Annotated in this window: 20 protein-coding genes and 1 pseudogene; 11 read left to right on the forward strand and 10 right to left on the reverse strand. The window is 62.3% G+C overall.

Features of this window, described 5'->3' with window-relative positions; genetic code table 11:
• Window positions 1–147 precede the first annotated feature (147 nt).
• Window positions 148–1074 (reverse strand): LysR family transcriptional regulator, encoded by a 927-nt coding sequence (locus H3V53_RS25405; protein WP_336600303.1) that lies wholly within the window; start codon window positions 1072–1074, stop codon window positions 148–150.
• A 256-nt stretch (window positions 1075–1330) separates the two neighbouring features.
• Here H3V53_RS25405 and H3V53_RS25410 point away from each other — a divergent pair, with 256 nt between their 5' ends.
• From H3V53_RS25410 to argE, 4 genes are read left to right on the forward strand one after another with little or no spacing between them, the layout of a single operon-like run.
• Complete coding sequence (locus H3V53_RS25410) at window positions 1331–2662, forward strand: flavin-containing monooxygenase (RefSeq protein ID WP_336600304.1); 1332 nt, start codon at window positions 1331–1333, stop codon at window positions 2660–2662.
• 56 nt (window positions 2663–2718) lie between these two features.
• Window positions 2719–3156, forward strand: a complete 438-nt coding sequence (locus tag H3V53_RS25415; protein WP_054922243.1) for a Rid family hydrolase — start codon at window positions 2719–2721, stop codon at window positions 3154–3156.
• Window positions 3157–3165: 9 nt separating this feature from the next.
• Window positions 3166–3843: a DUF1028 domain-containing protein gene (locus H3V53_RS25420; protein WP_336600305.1), complete on the forward strand. Its 678-nt coding sequence runs from the start codon at window positions 3166–3168 to the stop codon at window positions 3841–3843.
• Window positions 3836–5005, forward strand: coding sequence for an acetylornithine deacetylase (gene argE, locus H3V53_RS25425; protein WP_336600306.1), 1170 nt, complete (start codon window positions 3836–3838; stop codon window positions 5003–5005). Before H3V53_RS25420 ends, argE begins: the two co-directional genes overlap by 8 nt.
• A 45-nt stretch (window positions 5006–5050) precedes the next feature.
• Here the strand turns inward: argE and H3V53_RS25430 are convergent, their stop codons facing one another.
• The 3 genes from H3V53_RS25430 to H3V53_RS25440 all read right to left on the reverse strand — a co-directional run bounded on the left by H3V53_RS25430 (window position 5051) and on the right by H3V53_RS25440 (window position 6479).
• Window positions 5051–5581: a hypothetical protein gene (locus H3V53_RS25430; protein WP_336600307.1), complete on the reverse strand. Its 531-nt coding sequence runs from the start codon at window positions 5579–5581 to the stop codon at window positions 5051–5053.
• A gap of 117 nt (window positions 5582–5698) precedes the next feature.
• On the reverse strand, window positions 5699–5944 hold the full coding sequence (locus H3V53_RS25435) for a hypothetical protein (RefSeq protein ID WP_336600308.1): 246 nt from the start codon (window positions 5942–5944) through the stop codon (window positions 5699–5701).
• A gap of 229 nt (window positions 5945–6173) precedes the next feature.
• Window positions 6174–6479 carry a hypothetical protein gene (locus H3V53_RS25440; RefSeq protein ID WP_336600309.1) on the reverse strand — a complete coding sequence of 102 codons (306 nt, stop codon included), beginning with the start codon at window positions 6477–6479 and terminating at the stop codon, window positions 6174–6176.
• Window positions 6480–7050: 571 nt separating this feature from the next.
• On the opposite strand from H3V53_RS25440, the gene H3V53_RS25445 reads away from it, so the two are divergent.
• From H3V53_RS25445 to H3V53_RS25470, 6 genes and pseudogenes are all read left to right on the forward strand, one after another.
• Window positions 7051–7689 carry a diguanylate cyclase gene (locus tag H3V53_RS25445; RefSeq protein ID WP_336600310.1) on the forward strand — a complete coding sequence of 213 codons (639 nt, stop codon included), beginning with the start codon at window positions 7051–7053 and terminating at the stop codon, window positions 7687–7689.
• A gap of 169 nt (window positions 7690–7858) precedes the next feature.
• Entirely contained in the window at window positions 7859–8173 is a 315-nt protein-coding gene (locus H3V53_RS25450; RefSeq protein ID WP_336600311.1) for a co-chaperone GroES, read from the forward strand.
• 66 nt (window positions 8174–8239) lie between these two features.
• Window positions 8240–9862 carry a chaperonin GroEL gene (groL, locus tag H3V53_RS25455; RefSeq protein WP_336600312.1) on the forward strand — a complete coding sequence of 541 codons (1623 nt, stop codon included), beginning with the start codon at window positions 8240–8242 and terminating at the stop codon, window positions 9860–9862.
• Between the two features lie 114 nt (window positions 9863–9976).
• Complete coding sequence (locus H3V53_RS25460; RefSeq protein WP_336600313.1) at window positions 9977–10231, forward strand: hypothetical protein; 255 nt, start codon at window positions 9977–9979, stop codon at window positions 10229–10231.
• Window positions 10232–10246: 15 nt separating this feature from the next.
• A complete protein-coding gene (locus H3V53_RS25465; RefSeq protein WP_336600314.1) occupies window positions 10247–10762 on the forward strand; it encodes a hypothetical protein in 516 nt (171 codons plus the stop codon).
• Between the two features lie 356 nt (window positions 10763–11118).
• A pseudogene (locus H3V53_RS25470) lies at window positions 11119–12650 on the forward strand (ATP-binding protein).
• A 643-nt stretch (window positions 12651–13293) separates the two neighbouring features.
• Here the strand turns inward: H3V53_RS25470 and H3V53_RS25475 are convergent.
• The 6 genes from H3V53_RS25475 to H3V53_RS25500 all read right to left on the reverse strand — a co-directional run bounded on the left by H3V53_RS25475 (window position 13294) and on the right by H3V53_RS25500 (window position 19182).
• On the reverse strand, window positions 13294–13977 hold the full coding sequence (locus tag H3V53_RS25475) for an SDR family NAD(P)-dependent oxidoreductase (protein ID WP_336600315.1): 684 nt from the start codon (window positions 13975–13977) through the stop codon (window positions 13294–13296).
• A gap of 27 nt (window positions 13978–14004) precedes the next feature.
• Window positions 14005–15342: an NAD(P)/FAD-dependent oxidoreductase gene (locus H3V53_RS25480; RefSeq protein ID WP_336600316.1), complete on the reverse strand. Its 1338-nt coding sequence runs from the start codon at window positions 15340–15342 to the stop codon at window positions 14005–14007.
• Between the two features lie 27 nt (window positions 15343–15369).
• The gene (locus H3V53_RS25485; RefSeq protein ID WP_054922216.1) at window positions 15370–16173 is read right to left on the reverse strand and encodes an ABC transporter permease subunit; all 804 of its coding nucleotides are present in this window, start codon (window positions 16171–16173) and stop codon (window positions 15370–15372) included.
• A gap of 41 nt (window positions 16174–16214) precedes the next feature.
• Entirely contained in the window at window positions 16215–17024 is an 810-nt protein-coding gene (locus H3V53_RS25490) for an ABC transporter substrate-binding protein (protein WP_336600323.1), read from the reverse strand.
• Between the two features lie 70 nt (window positions 17025–17094).
• Window positions 17095–17820 (reverse strand): amino acid ABC transporter ATP-binding protein, encoded by a 726-nt coding sequence (locus H3V53_RS25495; protein ID WP_336600317.1) that lies wholly within the window; start codon window positions 17818–17820, stop codon window positions 17095–17097.
• Window positions 17821–17853: 33 nt separating this feature from the next.
• Window positions 17854–19182, reverse strand: a complete 1329-nt coding sequence (locus tag H3V53_RS25500; protein ID WP_336600318.1) for an NAD(P)/FAD-dependent oxidoreductase — start codon at window positions 19180–19182, stop codon at window positions 17854–17856.
• Between the two features lie 139 nt (window positions 19183–19321).
• Here H3V53_RS25500 and H3V53_RS25505 point away from each other — a divergent pair.
• A partial coding sequence (locus tag H3V53_RS25505) for a LysR substrate-binding domain-containing protein (RefSeq protein WP_336600319.1) occupies window positions 19322–19887 on the forward strand: 566 nt, incomplete at its 3' end.

Genomic DNA, 19887 nt, shown 5'->3' on the forward strand with positions numbered 1-19887 from the left:
TGTTGCGCTCGACACGGTCATCAATCTATCAAGCCAAATTCCCAGTCAAAATATTGTTTTCGGATACAAAGCAAAGCTTTTACCTATGCAGTGGCGATGCTGCCGGAACGTAGATCCGACCTGCGTCCGCAGCGTTTCAGGCAGGTGTCATGCGTCCAGATGCAGCCTTCGGATATAGGTCTCGCAATAGGACGCAAAGCGCTGCACCACTTGCCGTGGCCGCATCGTGCGCGATTGCGCAATGCCGAGCGTCGTTGCGTTCACGTTGTCCTTGAAGCGCTTCACGACGAAGTCGCCGCCGTCCACCGTGCGGTTCGATTTGAGCGGAAAGTTGAGGATGCTGTAGCCGAGGCCGTTCGCCACCATGCCGCGCACGACTTCCGGCTGCGACGAGCGGAATGCGGGCACGGGCCGGCTGCCCACGGCATCGAACAGCGCGGCGAAATACTCGCGGCTATGCGGCAGATCCAGCATCACATAAGGCTCGTGCAGCAGGTCGGTGAGCGATACCTTGCGCGCGCGGGCCAGCCTGTGAGACGCGGGCAGGATCACATACGGCGGCAGCGACAGCAGCGGCGTGAAGGCGATGTCTTCCGTCAGATCGAGGCTATAGGTCAAAACTATATCGAGCGAGCCGTCGTGCAGACCTCTTAGCAAACCATCCTGATGCGCCTCGACCGTGCGGAACGCGATGCCCGCGTGCTCGGCGGCGAAGCGGGCAATGAGGCGCGGCATCAGTGGCGGCGCCAGCGAAACGAGGCAACCGAGTGCGATCGAGCCCGTCATGCCGCCGTCCATCTCCTTGGCCGAGGTCTGCAATTCCTCGGCAATTTTCAGCAGATTGCGCGCCTGTCCGAGCAGGTCGCGCCCCGCCTGGGTGAGCGACAGTCCACTTGCGTGATGGCGGATGAACAACTGCACGCCGAACGACGATTCGAGTTCCGCCAGCGCCGTCGAAATGGAAGGCTGCGAGATATGCAGGCGCTTCGCGGCGGCCGTGAACGACAGCGCTTCCGCCGTCACCACGAAATACCGCAACTGACGCAGCGAGTAACGCAGAGGATGACTTTCCATCGGTATTGCTCCATGTGCGGGCGTTCGTTGAGCACCATTTTGATGCAGTCAAAAACCGCTGCATAGGTAAACCAGATGCAGTGCATTTTTTAAATATATTTTTCGGATTCGGAATGCACGGGTAGATTCGGCTTCGAGACAGCAGATTGACGGCGCAGTACGCCCGTCGACAGGCTCGCTTCGCGAGCGCGGAGCGCAAAGCCGTGGCGGCCTGGATCAAATCGCCTTTGAGAAGGACCCTTGAGAAGGAATCAGCATGGCAGCGAAAACAATGTCGATCGACACGCTCGTGGTCGGCGCCGGTCAGGCCGGCATCGCGATGAGCGAACATCTGGGCAAAATCGGCGTGCCGCATGTGGTGCTGGAACGCGCGCGCATCGCTGAGCGCTGGCGCACGGGACGTTGGGATTCGCTGGTCGCCAACGGTCCGGCGTGGCACGATCGTTTCCCTAATATGGAGTTCGCCGACGTCGATCCGGATGGCTTTGCATCGAAAGACCAGGTCGCGGATTACTTCGTCGCCTACGCGCAGAAGGTCGATGCGCCGATCCGCACAGGTGTCGAAGTCAAGAAAGTGGTGCGCAACGCGGGGCGTCAGGGCTTCACGGTCGAAACGTCGGACGGCACCTATGAGGCGAACCGCGTCGTGGTGGCAACGGGACCGTTCCAGCGTCCGCTGATTCCCGCCGTTGCGCCGACATCCGAACATCTCACGCAGATTCATTCCGCCGACTATCGCAACCCGCAGCAGTTGCCCGAAGGCGGCGTGCTGGTGGTGGGCGCGGGTTCGTCGGGGGTGCAGATCGCGGATGAGCTGCAGCGCGCGGGCAGGCAGGTGTATCTGTCGGTGGGGCCGCATGACCGCCCGCCGCGCGGGTATCGTGGCCGCGACTTCTGCTGGTGGCTCGGCGTGCTGGGCGAATGGGACGCCGAAGTGATGCGCCCCGGCAAGGAGCACGTGACGATCGCGGTGAGCGGCGCGCGCGGCGGCCACACAGTGGATTTTCGCCGTCTCGCGCATCAGGGCGTGACGTTGGTCGGCTTGACGAAATCGTTCGACGGCAACGTCGTGACGTTCGATAGCGATCTGGCCAACAACATCGCGCGTGGCGATGAGAATTATCTCTCGCTGCTCGATGCAGCCGATGCGTACGCGGCCCGCAATGGCCTCGATCTGCCCGACGAACCGCAAGCGCGCGTGATTCCCGCCGACCCCGAGTGCGTGACGAATCCGGTTCGCTCACTCGATCTGGTCGACGCCGGCGTCACGTCGATCATCTGGGCGACCGGCTATGCGGTCGATTTCGGCTGGCTGCAAGTGGACGCGTTCGACGAAAAGGGCAAGCCGAAGCATCAACGCGGCGTATCGAAAGAGCCAGGCGTCTATTTTCTGGGTCTGCCGTGGCTGTCGCGGCGTGGCTCCGCGTTCATCTGGGGCGTGTGGCACGACGCAAAACATATTGCCGATCACATCGCGACGCAGCGCAACTATCTCGCGTATTACGACGCGCCGTACCCTCATGCAGAAGCACCGCATGGCGAAAGCGCGATAGACGCAAGCAAGCTCAGCGAACTGAACCTGAGTTAAAGCGCAGCCAACCCCGACACTCGTAATCAACCATTCTTCCGTTTCAAGGCACACCGATGAGCCAACCTACGCACACTCGCATCCGCATGTTCAACACGAAGGACACGTATCCGAACCAGACGCTCGACAACGATCTCTGTCAGGCCGTGCGCGCCGGCAATACGGTCTACGTGCGCGGCCAGGTGGGAACCGATTTCGACGGCAAGCTGGTGGGGCTCGGCGATCCGCGCGCGCAGGCCGAACAGGCGATGAAAAACGTCAAGCAGCTGCTCGAAGAAGCGGGCAGTGACCTGTCGCACATCGTCAAGACAACCACTTTCCTGACTGACGTGCGCTATCGCGAGCCGGTGTATCAGGAAGTCGGCAAGTGGCTCAAGGGTGTGTTCCCGATCTCGACAGGTCTCGTGGTGGTGGCATTGGGACAGCCGACGTGGCTGATGGAAATCGACGTGATCGCCGTGATTCCGGATGGCTGGACGCCGGCTCAGGCTTAAGGAGCAGAGATGACATTTTCTATCGTCGGACGATGTGTGGAAACGGGGCAACTCGGCATCGCCATCAGTTCTTCGAGCATTGCGGTCGGTGCTCGCTGCCCGTGGCTGCGCGCGGGCGTGGGCGCGGTTGCGACGCAGAACGTGACGCTGCCGGCGCTCGGTCCGCAGATTCTCGATCTGTTGCAGCACACGCTGCTCGAACCCGCTGCGGCGCTCGATCGTGCGCTCGATGCGAACGACGGGAGCGAGTACCGGCAGGTGACCGTGATCGACGCGCACGGGCGCACGGCGTTTTTCAGCGGCAAGGAAGCGCTGGGCACGCATCATGCGATAGCGGGCACGCAATGCGTCGCGGCGGGCAACATGCTGGCGGGCGTACACGTGATCGAAGCGATGACGCCTGCGTTCGAAAACACGAAAGGCATGCTCGCCGACCGTTTGCTGGCCGCCATGCATGCTGCGATAGCGGCGGGTGGCGAAGCAGGCCCGGTGCATTCGGCGGCGTTGAAAATTGTCGGCGATCTGAGCTGGCCGATCGTCGATCTGCGCATCGATTGGGCCGACGACGATCCCCTCGGCAAGCTCGACGGCTTGTGGCAGGCGTACAAGCCGCAAATGCAGGACTATGTGACGCGCGCCTTGAACCCGACGGCTGCGCCAAGCTATGGAGTGCCGGGCGATGAATGACAGATCGAGCCGCGCGCTGCTCGAAAGGCTGATCGGCTTTCCCACTGTGAGCCGCAACTCCAATCTGGAGATGATCGGGTTCATCCAGCAATATCTCGACGATTGCGGCGTTCATAGCGAACTGTTCTACAACGACGCGCGCACCAAAGCGAATCTGTTCGCGACGATCGGACCCGACATCAGCGGCGGTATCGTGCTGTCGGGGCACACGGATGTGGTTCCTGTCGACGGCCAGCCATGGACGGTTGAGCCGTTTCGCCTGAGCGAGAAAGACGGGCGGCTGTATGGGCGTGGCACGGCTGACATGAAAGGTTTTATCGCCTCGGTTCTGGCGAGCGTGCCTGCGTTCGTCGCGCGTGATTTGCGGGTGCCCGTGCACCTGGCGTTTTCGTACGACGAAGAAGTGGGTTGCCTGGGCGTGCGGCCGATGCTTGCGGAACTGGCGCAACGCGCGCACAGGCCTGCGCTGTGCCTGATCGGTGAGCCCACCGAACTGAAGCCCGTGCTGGGTCACAAAGGCAAGCTGGCGATGCGGTGTCAGGTGAAGGGCGCGCCATGTCATTCGGCGTACGCGCCTTATGGCGTCAATGCGATTCAGTATGCGGCGCGTTTGATCAATCGTCTGGAGGCGATTGGTGAGCAGTTGTCGTTGCCCGAATTGCATGACGATCGCTTCGATCCGCCGTATTCGACCGTGCAGACGGGCGTTATCAAAGGTGGCCGCGCGCTCAACATCGTGCCGGCCGAATGCGAATTCGATTTCGAGGTGCGAGCGCTGCCCGGCTATGACGCAACGAACGTGGCCGACGATCTGCAGACCTTTGCGCGGACCCGGCTCTTGCCGAAGATGCGCGCGGTGAACGCCGACACAGATATTCGCATCGAGTCAATTTCCTCATACCCTGGCCTCGCAACGTCGGTCGGCAGTGACGCCGCGCAGCTACTCGCAATGCTGTGCGGTTCCCGCGAGTTCGGCACGGTGGCATTCGGCACCGAGGGCGGACTCTTCAGTGAGGCTGGCATACCCGCCGTCGTTTGCGGACCAGGCAGCATGGACCAGGGACACAAGCCGGACGAATTCGTCACAGTCGAGCAACTCGAAGCATGCGATGCCATGTTGATGCGATTAGCCGATCATCTTTCCACGCGGTCCGGCTCGTGATTCAAACGGATGAACGGCATAGCGGGCTGTTGTCGTGCGGCCCGTTCAGAGCCCCGAACTGACCTGTCCGGACGGGTGGTTGCCATCGCGTTTAGAGCGACGACACCGTGGCGTGTTTCGGTCGACGGGTAGACCGAGTGCCGAAAGAATCTGTCGTGCCTGGGAGAAGCCCCGTTCGGGATAGCACTCAAATATGCGGTTGAACTCTGAGACGAGCTGACGGGCTCGCTGTGGCCCCGGCGCGTCGGGGTCCAACGTCAAGGCATTCTGTGCAAACCGGGTGGGACCGGCCTTGATCATCGCGCGCAAAACCGCGTTCGCACTGCCGGTTGTAAACAGCTCAATGCCGTACGCACGGATCATGGCTCGCACGATTGCTTCGGCGGCGGGCGTAAGGGGAGGCATCGCTTCAATGAGGCGTAGTTGCGGCGAACGTCCATCCGGCGCAGCGAAGCGCCCAATATCGTCGATATCGGCTTCGAGACGCTGCACCGGCAGATTGACGCTGAACAGCAGGAGTTTGATGCGCTCGAAAAGCTCGGCTTCCAACGGGTCGATGATTAAAGTGTCCGACATTTTCTTTCCTTCCTGTTCACCTGCGCCAGAACCCATAGCCGCTCGGCGGGCGTCGAATCGCGCCGCGCGAGAACGGGCTGCTCGATCGGGTTTCTCGCTCGCTGTCTGCTGCGGGCATCACTCGATACGCCGGACATACCGTTCCGATATGACTGAACGTTGCTGGATCCATGCAACGGCGAGTTCGAGGGCTTCATCGCGTGCGTCCTGCGCATTGGGGAAGTCGCCATCTACCCCGAGCGTGCGAGTGTCGCCGACTCGGTCGGTGACAATGGCCACTGCTGCATAACGTCCTGTCGCGGTTGGGGTTACCACCGGCCGGACCTCGCAACCGTGATACTCCATTACGTTTTCCGTTTGCATACGACACCTCCGGTAAGAGATCGCGCCGTGCCGGAAACGCGCGGGGCGACGCGAGATTGACCGTCGGCCCTGCAGCGCACGGCATTCCAGATGGCGCCGCAGGTCCACATAAACCGGCAATGCGCGAACACGTGCCTACAAGAAGTCGTCGCCGCGATCCGGGGGCAGGTGTTGGCCAGCAATCTCGCGTCGCGCCGGGACGTCAAGCTAGGCGTTGCGTCACTGCCATTCAGCTTGCCAGTCGCGGCCCCACGCTATCCTTCGCGCGGCCATCGAACCGTAACGGCGTTTCAGGAGATTCTCCACTGCCGCCATCGGCGGTCTTCCGGCTTCGGGGTATGTCGCGCGGGTGAAGCGCCTCGAGAAAAGTTCTACCCTTGCCGGTCAGGTGAGCGCGGCGTGCGCCCGAAGCGCGATGTTCCAGCATGACCAGTTGGCGTTCGATCAGCGCGTCGAGCTCGGCGCGATCCATATCGAGCTGGTCCGGCGCCTGGCGGACCAGCATCAGCGTTGCAAACTCGTGTGGGCTGAGCATTTCCGTCTCCCGTAAAACATGACCTGGCCTGCGCGGCCACGGTGCAGAAAAACATACACGGTGCACCGCTTACAAGGGACGCGGCGCGATGCAATGTGGTGCTGTCATGCGAGAGGCCGCACAGGCACGTCTGCGCGACACGCGATCATCGGGGCCGGTCGACCGCCCCGGCGCACACACGAAGTTTCCGACGCTGTCGTCGGTGCTGCCGACGTCAGGGCCAGAGGACGTTTTGCTGCGCATCGCGCGCAAGCTCCCAGGATAGCGCGCAAGGACACCAAGCTTTCGTCGGCGCCGACGGTCGAAGTCGCTACACAGAGCGGTGCTGAAGAGAAGATTGCTCATGACCGGTCCCTTAAGCCACGTTAAGCCACGTTAAGCCACGTGAAGCCGGGGCCTCTCACGACGAACGAACCGGACCACGCGCTCCCGCCCGTCCGTCGATGGAGATACTCCACCGGCAAACAAATCGAAACACGCAGCGCTAATCGCAACTGCCTGAGCGATGCATAAAATAGCTCAACGAACGGAAAATTCAAGAGGCTCTGCAACATGACTCCGAGGAGGCTTCATGGACCTTTTCGATACCCTTCATGATCAGATGGAGAGCGTGCGCCTGCCGCTCTTTGCCGTCACAGTCACGGCGGCGGCTCAGGTGAATACGCCACTCATTGCGATACTTCACTGGCACGGTTTCCGGCGCGCGACACCGCTCGTTCTGCCCGGCGTGGACATCCGACCAAGACCGGTTCCGGGCTCCGCACTCCGGCTTGATACGCCGTGGCGCAGCTTCGAGACGGTGGATGCGATGCTGCTCGATGCCGCATGGCAATTCGGCGCATGGGACGTTGAGCGCGTCGAGCGGCGTGGCTGCAACGTGATCGGTGCCAGTGCAAGCGAAGCGCTGGCCTGCCGTCAGGCGTTCGGCGACTATGGAGAAGATCTGGCGCGCGGCCCGCAGCTTGTTGCCGACGACACCGACCGCGTCGAACTGATGCGGCTTGCTGCGCGCAAAGGCTACCTTCGCTGGCTGTTCAGGCCCATCAAGGGCGGGCTGTGGAGCGCCCTTGACGAACCGGACGATACGCTCGCCGCTGACGGAGGACGCCAGCCGCCGTGTCCCGTGCCGCCTCAGCCACGCCGCGCGGACGGACACGGTCGCACCGTTTACCGTCTCGGCGCCGTGAATCGCGTCATCCTGCCGTACTGAAACATTTTGTTACAAAGCGCGGGGTTTTAGCCCTCTTGAAGACTAACGGGGCTGCCTCTATTTCGCTTTCCGCCAGTTATGGCACGGCTGCAGGGCGGCGCTGCGCGCGCCGCCACGCCTCGCAGCCGGATTCCCTTATTGGTGATCCTTTATCGCTCAGGAGATGGAAATGCAGATTCGTCCCCTCTACGACCGGGTTATCGTCAAGCGAATCGAGACGCAGCGCACGACAGCCTCGGGCATCGTCATTCCGGACTCAGCCGCCGAGAAACCCGAACAGGGTGAAGTCATTGCGGTTGGCAGCGGCCGCCTGTTGCAGGACGGAACGCTGCGCGCGCTACAGCTGAAAGTCGGGGACCAGGTTTTATTCGGCAAATACGCAGGCCAGACCGTCAAGGTCGACGGCGAAGAACTGCTCGTGATGCGCGAGGAAGACGTCATGGGCGTCCTCGAAGCCGATGCCGTCGCCCGCAAGGCGGCCTGAAGCTTGGTCCCGTAGCAGGCACCCGATGTCCGCTACGCGTCACTGACTTTTATCTGGAGCAGGAAAATGAGTGCAAAAGACGTCAGGTTTCATGACAGCGCCCGCACCCGTATCGTCAAGGGCGTGAATGTCCTCGCAGACGCTGTGAAAGTCACCCTCGGGCCGAAGGGCCGCAATGTCCTGCTGGAGCGCAGCTTCGGCGCGCCGACCATCACCAAGGATGGTGTCTCGGTTGCGAAGGAGATCGAGCTGAAGGACCGCTTCGAGAACATGGGTGCACAGATCGTCAAGCAGGTCGCATCGAAGACCGCAGACGTGGCGGGCGACGGTACGACGACGGCCACCGTGCTCGCACAGGCGATCGTGCAGGAAGGGATGAAGCATGTTGCCGCTGGGCTCAATCCGATGGATCTGAAGCGCGGTATCGACAAGGCGGTAAGCGCCGTACTGGACGAACTGCGCAAGCTGTCGAAGCCGATTTCGACCAACCGGGAAATTGCGCAGGTTGGCTCCATCTCGGCGAACTCGGATGAGGCGATTGGCAAGATCATCGCCGACGCGATGGAAAAGGTCGGCAAGGAAGGCGTCATCACGGTCGAGGACGGCAAGTCGCTTGAAAACGAGCTCGACGTGGTCGAGGGCATGCAGTTCGATCGTGGCTACATCAGCCCGTATTTCATCAATGATCCCGACCGGCAGGCCGCGTATCTCGACGACGCCCTGATCCTGCTGCACGACAAGAAAATCTCGAACATCCGTGATCTGCTTCCCGTGCTGGAAGCGACTTCGAAGGCGGGCAAGCCCCTGCTGATCGTTGCGGAAGATATCGACGGCGAAGCGCTGGCCACGCTCGTGGTGAACGCGATGCGCGGCATCCTCAAGGTGGCGGCTGTCAAGGCCCCGGGCTTCGGCGACAGGCGCAAGGCCATGCTGGAGGATATCGCCATCCTCACTGGCGCCACTGTCGTTTCAGAAGAAACGGGCAAGCAGCTCGAGAAGGCTACGCTGGAAGATCTCGGCCGCGCGAAGCGCGTTGAAGTACGCAAGGACGACACGATCATCATCGATGGCGCGGGCGACGCACAGCGCATCGACGCACGCGTGAAGTCCATCCGCGTGCAGATCGACGAGGCGACGAGCGACTATGACCGCGAAAAGCTGCAGGAACGCGTGGCCAAGCTAGCGGGCGGGGTGGCCGTTATCAAGGTCGGCGCGGCGACAGAAGTCGAGATGAAGGAGAAAAAGGACCGAGTCGACGATGCGCTGCATGCCACGCGCGCGGCCGTCGAGGAAGGCATCGTGCCGGGTGGTGGCGTGGCACTGCTGCGCGCGAGAGCAGCAGTGAGCAGCCTGCAAGGCGACAACAGCGATCAGGACGCGGGCATCCAGATCGTGCTGCGCGCACTGGAAGCGCCATTGCGGGTCATTGCATCGAATGCCGGCGATGAGCCCTCGGTGGTCATTGCGAAGGTGCTCGAAGGCAAGGGCAACTTTGGCTACAACGCGGCCACCGGCGAATACGTCGATCTCGTCGCGGCAGGCGTGGTCGACCCGACCAAGGTCACGCGCACCGCGCTGCAAAACGCGGCATCCATCGCCGGTCTGATCCTGACCACGGACGCGACGATCGCCGAAGCTCCGAAGGACGAGAAGCCGGCGCAGGCCACTTCCCCCGAACTGGAGTACTGATTTGCCTTCTGCAAGCGCTGGCCAGCCCTCGCGACCAGCGCACTCCCTTCGGCGCCGCAACGGTTTGCATCTCGCGTTTGCATCTCGCGGCGCCGCTTTTTGGCGAAGACAGAGATGAAACTCGACCTCTACATAGACTCGAAACCGCTCGACATCGAGATCGACGACGTCGTCGCGGGGCTGCTTGCCGTACGGCTTGATTTGCCTGCCGATGCGAATCAGCAGGATGCGCTCGCCCGCTACCTGAGCGAGAAGGGGGCGCCCTGGATGCTCGATGAGGAGCATATGCGCAGACGAATTCTTCGGCGTCTCATTCTGGACATTGCCGACCCGGCGCTGGTTATCCGCCACCTCATGGCTGAAGAATGAACTGCTGCAGGCCGCATGCGCGAGTCGTGGCGGTACATTCTGCGTGTCGACAGCACCGACTTCCATCCATCGAAGAACACCGCCATGCCAGGCGTTCCTCATTTGCCTGCTAGCGCGCCGCCTCTCAGGTTGCTTCCCGCCGGCGTGCTAAAAAGGGACTACCTGAAGTTCTCACAGCTCTCGGTCGCCGATGAACTTGCCATTGGCGAACCTCTTGACGACGCGCAGCTGAAGCAAGCTTTGTCGGCCATAGAATGCGGGTCAATGCGGGCGGCGCGGCCAGCAATGAAGGTCTTCTTTGATGGCTGCAGGTTTTGGCTCGCCGGGCACTTTCATCGTTACGAGGCAGCCCGGCGTCTCGGTGCGCTGCATCAGGAATTCTGGTGTGACATCGAGTCGGGCTCGAAGGAGGCCGCGCTTCGGTGGGCGGCCGGTCATCCGCGGGTGCAATCGCAGCGGTTTCTCACCGCGCCGGTTCCGCCACTGCGACAGTTAGAGCCGGCGCGGTACGGCTCTCGCACTGATCGGTGACTGGCGCGAAGCGTACAGGTCACTTCGTTGCTCGACCTCGACCCTGCTGAGCCTCGTCAATCCGTGACCTCCATTCGGCGGTGGTTGATTCGAGCGGTCAGGTGAAGCACGGCGGCCCGCGGAAAGACGGCCAGAAACGCCGGCCAACCCAGGCCACGTCGCGGAGCGGTCGACTTTGATTGCCGATTGAACGCTACGCAGAAGACGGGCCAATGCCTCCAGCGCCTGCTCGTCATGTTGTCTCAGCCTCCCTCAAGGCCCTGTGTCCACTTACGCGTAGCACTTGTCCGTTGGGGCGGCGCGCCAAGGGTTAAGATGAAACAAATTTGAAACGTAAACCCTTGTAGCGAGCGCGCATGAGCGATCCAGGCACCACTCAATCAGCGACATATGGCACGGAACAGCAGTTCCGCATCCTCGTGCAGGGCGTGACGGACTACGCGATCTTCATGCTCTCTCCGACGGGAATCGTGACCAGTTGGAACCCGGGCGCGCAGCGGATAAAGGGATACAGCCAGGCGGAAATTATTGGGCAGCATTTCTCGCGCTTCTACACTGACGAGGACAGGGCGGCGGGCTTGCCGGCACAGATTCTCGCTACTGCGGCAAAGGATGGTCGCGCCGAGCGTGAAGGATGGCGCGTTCGCAGCGACGGCACCCGTTTCTGGGCGCATGTGGTGGTGGATGCGATCCGGGACGAGACGGGGACGCTCGTCGGCTTTGCGAAAGTGACCCGCGATATCACCGAGCGCAGGGAGGCGGCGGCGGCCCTCGAAAAGGCGAACGCCGCGCTGTTCCAGGCCCAGAAGATGGAAGCGATCGGGAGACTGACAGGCGGTGTCGCCCATGACTTCAACAATCTGCTATCGGTACTGTCCAACGGCTTGCAGATCCTCGCGATGCAGTCAAGAACGCCGCTCGACATGAAGATGATCGAAGGCATGCGGCGCGCAGTTGAGCGCGGCGCTTCCCTCACGCAGCAACTGTTGTCGTTCGCGCGCCAACAGCCGTTGCAGGCGCAGGTCTGTGACCTCAATGCGCTGATCCGCGATTTCGAGCCGATGCTAAGACGTGCCGGCAATCAGCAGATACATTTCGAACTCGCGTTGCACGCGCGCGAGGCTTGTGCGCTCGTCGATGCGGCACGTTTTGAAGCAGCGCTGCTTAACCTCGTTGTCAATGCCGTCGACGCCATGCCAGAAGGCGGTGTAATAACCATAAAAACCGAGTTCGTCGAATCCCGCCTTCCGGTGACGGCCGCGCTGCCGGCGGGCAATTACGTTCGCATTTCGGTTGCAGACACTGGCTCGGGCATGCCGGAAGATGTGCTGGCCCAGGCGCTCGACCCCTTCTTCACGACGAAGCCGGCGGGCAAGGGCACGGGTCTTGGGCTTAGCCAGGTGTACGGCTTTATCACGCAGTCCGGCGGCGATGTCGTTATCTCAAGCAAAGTCGGTAACGGCACGACAGTTGACCTGTATCTGCCGGCCGCTCAGCCGGTTGATGCTGTGCAGACACCAGCGCCAAAAAGGAAGATCGAGACGGTGTTGCTCGTCGAGGATGAGCCCGACGTGCTCGCGGTTGCCACCGAGCTGTTTGTCAGCATCGGTTATGAAGTCGTGCCAGCCAGCAGTGCATCGGAGGCTGTCGACATTCTCAACGAGCGACAGGACATCGGTGTGCTATTCGCCGATATCACCATGCCGCGCGCATGAGCGGAATCGAACTCGCCTGCCAGGTCCGCGAGGCGCACCCCGGCATCAAGATCGTGCTGACGTCGGGCTATCCACAGGCCGCATTGCGCAACGAACACGCGATCCTCAGCGACTTTATCTTTGTGCACAAGCCATATCGGCTTGCGGATCTTGCGAAGGCGCTGCGCGCATGAGCGTCTGTGCGCTGCAGGGATCGGCGTTGTCGCAGCTGTTGCGGCAGAGCCTGGCGACCCGTCTGTGCGGTTAGCTTCGCGTAGCTTTGCAAGAAGCAGTTTGTGCAGTCAGTCCTGGACGCCCGCGGGTGCCAGGCGCGCAGAGGGCGCCAGCAGTTCATGCCGCCGTATCTGGCTCGCGAGACGGACGGTTGCCGAAGCGCTCCCGCAGCCGCGATGAGTTCCCGACGCTTGCTGACATTCATAATCATTGGTCCGCTCCCGATCGGCGGCTTTTTTGGCGTCGTCGCCGAGCGGGTGAAATCGGTCGCAAGGACGCGTTCGATTGCGTGCAGTTGGCGTTTGTCGCGGTGGAAATGCGAATGTCGGTCGAGCGAATCACATCTGCCAACTGCTGTGAAACTTGAATGTCGGGTCGACGGACATGTGTCCGCTTGATTGGCACCTTCACGGAGCGGATCAGCGGGACAGAAGGGTGCATTCGCCCGCGCATGACATGAAATTCATGGTCGGACACCAATAGCAGGATCTACGAACTTCAACACCGGCTTTGGCCGACGGCGACGCCCGCCGTGTCGTCATGCCGAAGCGCGAGGCGAAAACCGATCGCGGGACGATCGCCGCGTGGTGCAGGTCGTTGTCGTCAAAGCATGTCTTCGAGGCGGCAATTGATCAGCAATTCCGCGATGCTCGCGGTGTTCGGCAATTCGAGTGTGTTGACGACGATGGCGGCGATGTCGCCCGGCTGCGTCATCGCATCGGGCGGCAGGTCGGCGAGACCGGCCGCCATGTCGGTATTGACGAAGCCGGGACAGACGGCCGTCGCGCGCACGCCATCGTCCCAGCCCGCGCGCCGTATTGCGTGCGTCAACGCGAGCACTGCATACTTCGACATCGGGTAGGCGACGTTCTGGTTTTTCACGCGCTTGCCTGACAGCGACGCGAGTTGCACGAAGCGCCCGTTGCCAGCACGTCTGAGATGCGGCAACGCGGCCTGCGCGAGCCTGAACGGCGCTTTCACATTGATGTCGAGCGTTTCGTCGAGCAGTTCGGTGGTGCCGTTCTCGAAAGTGATCATCTTGCAGATGCCCGCATTGCTCACCAGCACGTCCAGACGTCCGAAACGGTCGACGGTCGCATCGACCCAGTCGCGCGCCGCATGGTCGTCGCGCGCTTCGTACGCGAACACAAACGCGTCGAGATCGTTATCGAACGATGACGGATCGCGCATGCCGAGCGACAGCCTATACCCCCTGCTGTGCAACTCCAGCGCAATCTCGCGGCCGATGCCGCGATTCGCGCCCGACACCATCGCTACCTTGTCCATATGCTGTTTCCGATGACGATGTGACGCTCAGAAGCCGGCGTCGATGGTGATCTTCGAGCCATCGCTGAAACGCGACAGCCGAAACGCGTACGGATCGACGAGCGGCGCATCGTTGTTGACGATATCGGCCATCAGCTTGCCTGCCGCCGGGCCGATGCCGAAACCATGCCCCGAAAAGCCCGTGCCGATGAACAGGCCCGGCACACGCGCGGCGCCCGAGATAACAGGAATCGCATCGGGCGTCACGTCGATATAGCCGGCCCAGCGCTGCGCGATCTTCGCGTTGGCGAGTTGAGGAAACGCCTTCACGAATTCGCGCAACCCGTTATCGACATACGGCACCACAGGATCGGGATCGAGCGTGCGGATGGCTTCGAACACGGTCGGCTGGTCGAGCGGCCAGTGGCGCGGGCGCTTCAGTTCGTCGAGAAAGCGCTTGCCGACGCGGATCTGCAGTGCGCCCATCTGACTCTTCAGCGCCTCGATGTACTTGAAGAACAGGCGAAACGCGTCGGGCGTGAGGTCCGCGTGCGTGCGCAATCCATAAGCAACGGTATAGCCGCCGTCGGCGCGCTTGCGGAACGCGAACTCTTCGTTGTTGGCGCTGCACGTCGGGCCGCCTTCGAGCGGCTCGGTGCGCAGCACGGAAGCGCGCGTCAGCAGTTGCGGCAGTTCGACGCCGAGGTTGCCGCAGAAGTAGCGCGTCCATGCGCCGCCCGCGACCACCGCCGCATTGCAGCGGATCGTGCCGTGTTCGGTGACGACGGCGCTCACGCGTCCGCCACCCGTTTCGATGCCGCGCACCGCGCAAGGCGTGAGGATCTTCACGCCGCGCTTGCGCAGCGCGTTGGCCATGGCGGGCGCGGCCTTTTGCGGTTCGGCGCGTGCATCGCCTGGTGTGAAGATGCCGCCTTTGAAGCGTTGCGTCGAACCGGGCAGCAGCTTCGCAATGTCATTCGTGTCGATTTCGCGGGTGTCGAACGCATCGCCGGCAATCTGGCGGGCGCGCGCGAGCCAGTCGCGGTGCTTCGCGAGCGTAGCGTCATCGTTCGATACATACAGGATGCCGCATTGGTTGAAGCCCGTCTCGATGCCGAGCGTGCGGTCCAGCGTGCGCCACAGCTTCAGGCTTTCGATGCTCAGCAGCAGCTCGCGCGGATCGCGCCGCGTGACGCGCACCCATCCCCAGTTACGGCTCGATTGCTCACCGGCGATATGTCCTTTTTCGCACAGCGCGACCTGCAAGCCTTTTTCGCTCAGATACAACGCAGTCGACACGCCGATGATCCCGCCGCCGATCACGACCACATCGACGCGCTCGGGCAACTGGGTATCGGCGGCAACAGTATCGACTTTGGGTCCCATGTTCGTTTTATATCGGGTTGGATGGATTCAATGATGGCGTTCGGCGATGCCGGCCGCGGCCGCCGATTGCAGCGCTTCTGCACGACGCGCCGCGCGCACACTGCGCACGTTTTTTCTGCCGCCGCGCTGACCGGGATTCGAAAAGCGGTTCGTCCAGCGGTCGATATGATTGATCGCGTGCGTGAGCGGCACGGTAATCAGCAGATACACGACGCCTGCCGCCACGAGCGGCGAAAGATTCGCGGTGTTGACAGCCGTGTTCTGCCCGATCGTGAAGAGATCGCGTTGCGACGTGAGAAGACCCAGAAAATAGACGAGACTCGAATCCTTGACGATGGAGATGAACTGGTTGGCGAGCGCGGGCAGGATGCGCCGCACGCCTTGCGGCACGATCACATGGCGCATGCCGCTCCAGTAAGTCATGCCGAGCGCCTGACACGCATACATCTGGCCGCGCCCGACGCTCTGGATACCCGAGCGGAAAATCTCCGCGATATACGCCGACGAGATCAGCGCGAGCGCGACGATCGCGAGCGGATACGGATTCGGCCCGAAGACCGACAGCCCGATGGGCGCGAGCCCCTGACCGACCACGAGTATCACGAGCGCGGCAGGCAGGCCGCGAAACACGTCGATAAACATCTGCGCCGGCCACGTCAGCCAGCGAGTGTTCGATACGGCCATCAATGCGAGCACCATGCCCGCGACGATGCCGAGCACCGTCGAGAACAGCGACAGGATCAGCGTGTTCGCGAGGCCCGTGCCGAGCAGCGAAGGCAACGATTCGAGCAAAAGCGGCCAATCGAGGAAGTTCTGCAAAAAGGCGTCCATGTGCGCTCTCCAGGAGACGAGATCGATCAGGTGCTGTCCGGCTATTTCATTGCATACGGCGGCAGGCTGGTCGGTTGCGGATAACCCGGATGGAACTGCAGATAGAGCTTCATCCACGTGCCGTCGGCGACCAGTTCACCGATCGTCTTGTTCAACGCGGCTTCGAGCTTCGCGTTGCCCTTGTGAACCGGGAAACCTGCAGGCAGATTGACGGCGGAAATATCGAGCTTGTCGGCGATGTTCATCTGCGGGTATTTGCCTTGCAGACCTTCCACCAGCGTCTTGTCGACGAAGTAACCGTCGATGTATTTATTGCGCAGCGCGAGGAAGCCCGCGTTCAGATTCGGAAAGCGCACGATCTGCGCGCCGGGCAGGTAGCTGGCGGAATACGTGTCTTCGATCGTGCCTTGCACGACGCCGATCCGCTTGCCGTTGACGGAGCCGACGTCGGCGGAAATGGGACTGCCCGGCAGCGTCGCGACGCTCAGCAGGCCTGTCAGATAGCCGTCGGAAAAATCGACCATCTTGAGCCGGTCTTTCGTAATCGAAATGGAGCCGGCTGCGAGATCGATCTGCTGGTTGGCGACGCTCGGCAAGAGGCCGGCAAAATCCTGCGCGCGGAAATCAGCCGACAACCCGAGCTTCGCGGCGATGGCGCGGATCAGTTCGACGTCGAAGCCCGTCATCTTGCCGTTGTCGATGTACGAATACGGTTTGTTGTTCGCGTCGACGCCCACGACAATCTTGCCCGGCGTGAGCGTGCCGACATCCTCTGCATGGGCGGCCGATACGGCCGCGACGCACAACGAAGCGGCCAGTGCGAAACTGCGTGCAAACTTGAGGAAACGCATCATGAAGCTCCTTCGAAAGGAACGGCAGTGAACAGAACCGGTACAGCGGTGCCTGATAAGCGCACACCGCTCAATGCAGAATGCGCGACAGAAACTCGCGGGCGCGTTCCGAGCGTGGGCGCGCGAAGAACTGTTCTTTCGTATCGTCCTCGACGATCGCGCCGCGATCCATGAACAGGATGCGATCGGCGACACGCCTCGCGAAGCCCATTTCGTGCGTCACGCACAGCATGGTCATGCCTTCCTGCGCGAGCGAGCTCATCACATCGAGCACTTCGTTGACCATTTCGGGGTCGAGCGCGGATGTCGGTTCGTCGAACAGCATCGCAACCGGGTCCATCGACAGCGCACGCGCAATCGCGACACGCTGCTGCTGGCCGCCCGATAGTTGGGTCGGGTACTTGTCCTCGTGATCGCGCAGGCCGACGCGGCGCAACAACGTACGCGCTTTCCCGGCGGCTTCTTCGCGGCTGCGGCCGAGCACGTTCATCTGCGCGAGCATCAGGTTGCGGCGCACGCTCAGATGCGCAAACAGTTCGAAATGCTGGAACACCATGCCGACTTTCGCGCGCAAGCGCGCGAGGTTCGCTGTCTTCGCTGTCACGTCCACGCCATCGACGACGATGCGGCCATCCTGCACAGGTTCGAGCCCGTTCACCGACTTGATCAGCGTCGACTTGCCCGAGCCCGACGGCCCGCAGATCACGACCACCTCGCCGCGTTCGATCGACGCGGAGCAGCCGTCGAGCACGCGATGCTCGCCAAACCATTTCGATACGTTGTGCAACTGGATCATCGGGGCTCCTCGTATCGTGTCATGCAATGAAGATCAGGACAGCGCGGCGCGCACGCGCCCACGCCACAAATCGTCGAGCTGGTACAGCGCAGAACCGAGCGGCACGGCCAGCTGACTTGCGATGCCCGCGCCGCTCAACGGGAACCCGCCTTCGCCGAACGCGCCCGCATCGCGATCGACACCGAGCATGTGACGGGCCACGCGGTGGCCGAGATAGCTCATCAGCGCGACGCCGTTCCCGTTGCAACCGAGCGCGTAGTGAATCCCTTCGTGTTCGCCGATATGCGCGAGCTTGTCGCGCGTCATCGCGACGAAGCCTTTCCATGCATGCGTGATGCGCACGTCGCGCAGCGCGGGCCAGAGTTGCAGCATCTTGCCGTACAGCAGACGCGCTGCGTCTCGCTCGCTGAGTTCGCAAATCGCCGGGCGCGAGCCGAAAATCATCCGCGTGCCGTCGGGCGACGGGCGCGTGTAGAACAGGTTGCGCTTCGAGTCGCTGATCATGCGGCGGCCTGGGTTGAGCGCGCGCATCAGACCTTCTGGCAGCGGCTCCGTCGCAATCTGGTAACTCGCCACAGGCAGCACGCGGCGCGCGAAGAACGGCAGTTGCGCGCCCGTGTAGCCATTGGTGGCCACCAGTACATGCTTTGCATCGAGCGAGCCGCGCGGCGTGTGGATGCGAAAGCGCGCGCCGCCCGCGATGCGTTCGATCCGCTCCGCCTGCGCATGCGAGTGCAGCGTGGCGCCGCGCCGTTTCGCCAGTTCGCGAAGGGCGCGGTGATATTTCGCCGTATGCAGCCCGCCGTATTCGTCGACGAGAATGCCGCCGTAGTAGTAGTCGGAACCGATCATCGCGCGCTGTGCGTCACGTTCGATCACATGCACGGTGACGCCCGTCTTGTCGCGCAGCAACTGCCCCTGGCCGCGCAACTGCTCGAAGTGCGAAGGCGTGTAGGCGCCGAAGAAGCGGCCGGTGATCTGCAGATCGGCGTCCATCGATTCGTCGGCAACGATGCGCTTCAGATACTCGAAGCTCGCCATCGATTCGCGCATCAGCCGCACGAGGCGCTCTGCGGAAACGCCCCGAATCGCATTGGTCAGCGCAAGCTTTTGCCCACTCGATATCATCCCGCCGCTGCGGGTGCTGCCGCCGCCGCCGATCTCGCGCGCATCGAGCACGGCCACGCGCGCGCCGTGAAGCGACGCTTGCGCCGCCGCCGACAGCCCGCAATAGCCGCTGCCGATGATCGCAACATCCACTTCACCGGGCAGCGGCGCGCGCGCCGTTTCGGGCGGCGCCGCGTCCCACCAGTACGGGTCGCAGCGAAAGTCTTCATGGAACAGTAGGGAATCGGGACGCATGCGCATGAACGGTTTTGCCGGTTGAAACCAGTCTAGGTTCGGGCGGCTTATCCGGTCAAATAGCGACAAAAACGGCTTCTATTCATTTCTGATATGGCAAGCTGACGTCTGTATTCGGACTCGGCAGGCGGGAGAGGCGATGAATCAGAGGCAGATCGAGGCGTTTCGTCTGGTGATGCTGCGCGGTTCGATGACGGCGGCAGCGGAAGAACTCGGCACGTCGCAGCCCAGCATCAGCCGGTTGATAGCCGAGCTGGAAACGGCCACGGGGCTCGCGCTTTTCGCGCGCAACGGCGGGCGCATCCGTGCAACGGACGCGGGCAGTGCGTTCTATCGCGAGGTGGAGCGCAGCTTTGTCGGGCTGGAAAAGCTGGAGATTTCGGCACGCGAGATTCGCCAGTTGGGCAGCGGGCGTTTGCGTATCGTTGCCGCGCCTGTGCTGGCGCTGTCGTTTCTGCCTGCGGTGATCGAGCGGTTTCTGACCGCGCATCCGCGCGTGATCGTGTCCCTGGAGATGCGCAGCGAAGGGACGATCCAGCGCTGGGTATCGGCCGCCTATTGCGACGTCGGCTTTGCAACGACGACGCCGGATGCGTTCGGCGTGACGAGCGCCGAGCTGTATCGGCTGCCTGCGTTGTGCGCGTTACCGGCGAAGCACCCGTTGACGTCGAAGGAACGTATCGAAGCCAGCGATCTGCGTAATGA

It is taken from the genome of Paraburkholderia bengalensis, from assembly GCF_037126505.1.
GTDB classification, from domain to species: Bacteria; Pseudomonadota; Gammaproteobacteria; order Burkholderiales; family Burkholderiaceae; genus Paraburkholderia; species Paraburkholderia bengalensis.

What these genes read in the sequence shown, in the direction of transcription:
- H3V53_RS25405 (WP_336600303.1), bottom strand. Translation starts at nt 1,074, where the DNA reads ATGGAAAGTCATCCTCTGCGTTACTCGCTGCGTCAGTTGCGGTATTTC.
- H3V53_RS25410 (WP_336600304.1), top strand. Translation starts at nt 1,331, where the DNA reads ATGGCAGCGAAAACAATGTCGATCGACACGCTCGTGGTCGGCGCCGGT.
- H3V53_RS25415 (WP_054922243.1), top strand. Translation starts at nt 2,719, where the DNA reads ATGAGCCAACCTACGCACACTCGCATCCGCATGTTCAACACGAAGGAC.
- H3V53_RS25420 (WP_336600305.1), top strand. Translation starts at nt 3,166, where the DNA reads ATGACATTTTCTATCGTCGGACGATGTGTGGAAACGGGGCAACTCGGC.
- argE (WP_336600306.1), top strand. Translation starts at nt 3,836, where the DNA reads ATGAATGACAGATCGAGCCGCGCGCTGCTCGAAAGGCTGATCGGCTTT.
- H3V53_RS25430 (WP_336600307.1), bottom strand. Translation starts at nt 5,581, where the DNA reads ATGTCGGACACTTTAATCATCGACCCGTTGGAAGCCGAGCTTTTCGAG.
- H3V53_RS25435 (WP_336600308.1), bottom strand. Translation starts at nt 5,944, where the DNA reads ATGCAAACGGAAAACGTAATGGAGTATCACGGTTGCGAGGTCCGGCCG.
- H3V53_RS25440 (WP_336600309.1), bottom strand. Translation starts at nt 6,479, where the DNA reads ATGCTCAGCCCACACGAGTTTGCAACGCTGATGCTGGTCCGCCAGGCG.
- H3V53_RS25445 (WP_336600310.1), top strand. Translation starts at nt 7,051, where the DNA reads ATGGACCTTTTCGATACCCTTCATGATCAGATGGAGAGCGTGCGCCTG.
- H3V53_RS25450 (WP_336600311.1), top strand. Translation starts at nt 7,859, where the DNA reads ATGCAGATTCGTCCCCTCTACGACCGGGTTATCGTCAAGCGAATCGAG.
- groL (WP_336600312.1), top strand. Translation starts at nt 8,240, where the DNA reads ATGAGTGCAAAAGACGTCAGGTTTCATGACAGCGCCCGCACCCGTATC.
- H3V53_RS25460 (WP_336600313.1), top strand. Translation starts at nt 9,977, where the DNA reads ATGAAACTCGACCTCTACATAGACTCGAAACCGCTCGACATCGAGATC.
- H3V53_RS25465 (WP_336600314.1), top strand. Translation starts at nt 10,247, where the DNA reads ATGCGCGAGTCGTGGCGGTACATTCTGCGTGTCGACAGCACCGACTTC.
- H3V53_RS25475 (WP_336600315.1), bottom strand. Translation starts at nt 13,977, where the DNA reads ATGGACAAGGTAGCGATGGTGTCGGGCGCGAATCGCGGCATCGGCCGC.
- H3V53_RS25480 (WP_336600316.1), bottom strand. Translation starts at nt 15,342, where the DNA reads ATGGGACCCAAAGTCGATACTGTTGCCGCCGATACCCAGTTGCCCGAG.
- H3V53_RS25485 (WP_054922216.1), bottom strand. Translation starts at nt 16,173, where the DNA reads ATGGACGCCTTTTTGCAGAACTTCCTCGATTGGCCGCTTTTGCTCGAA.
- H3V53_RS25490 (WP_336600323.1), bottom strand. Translation starts at nt 17,024, where the DNA reads ATGCGTTTCCTCAAGTTTGCACGCAGTTTCGCACTGGCCGCTTCGTTG.
- H3V53_RS25495 (WP_336600317.1), bottom strand. Translation starts at nt 17,820, where the DNA reads ATGATCCAGTTGCACAACGTATCGAAATGGTTTGGCGAGCATCGCGTG.
- H3V53_RS25500 (WP_336600318.1), bottom strand. Translation starts at nt 19,182, where the DNA reads ATGCGTCCCGATTCCCTACTGTTCCATGAAGACTTTCGCTGCGACCCG.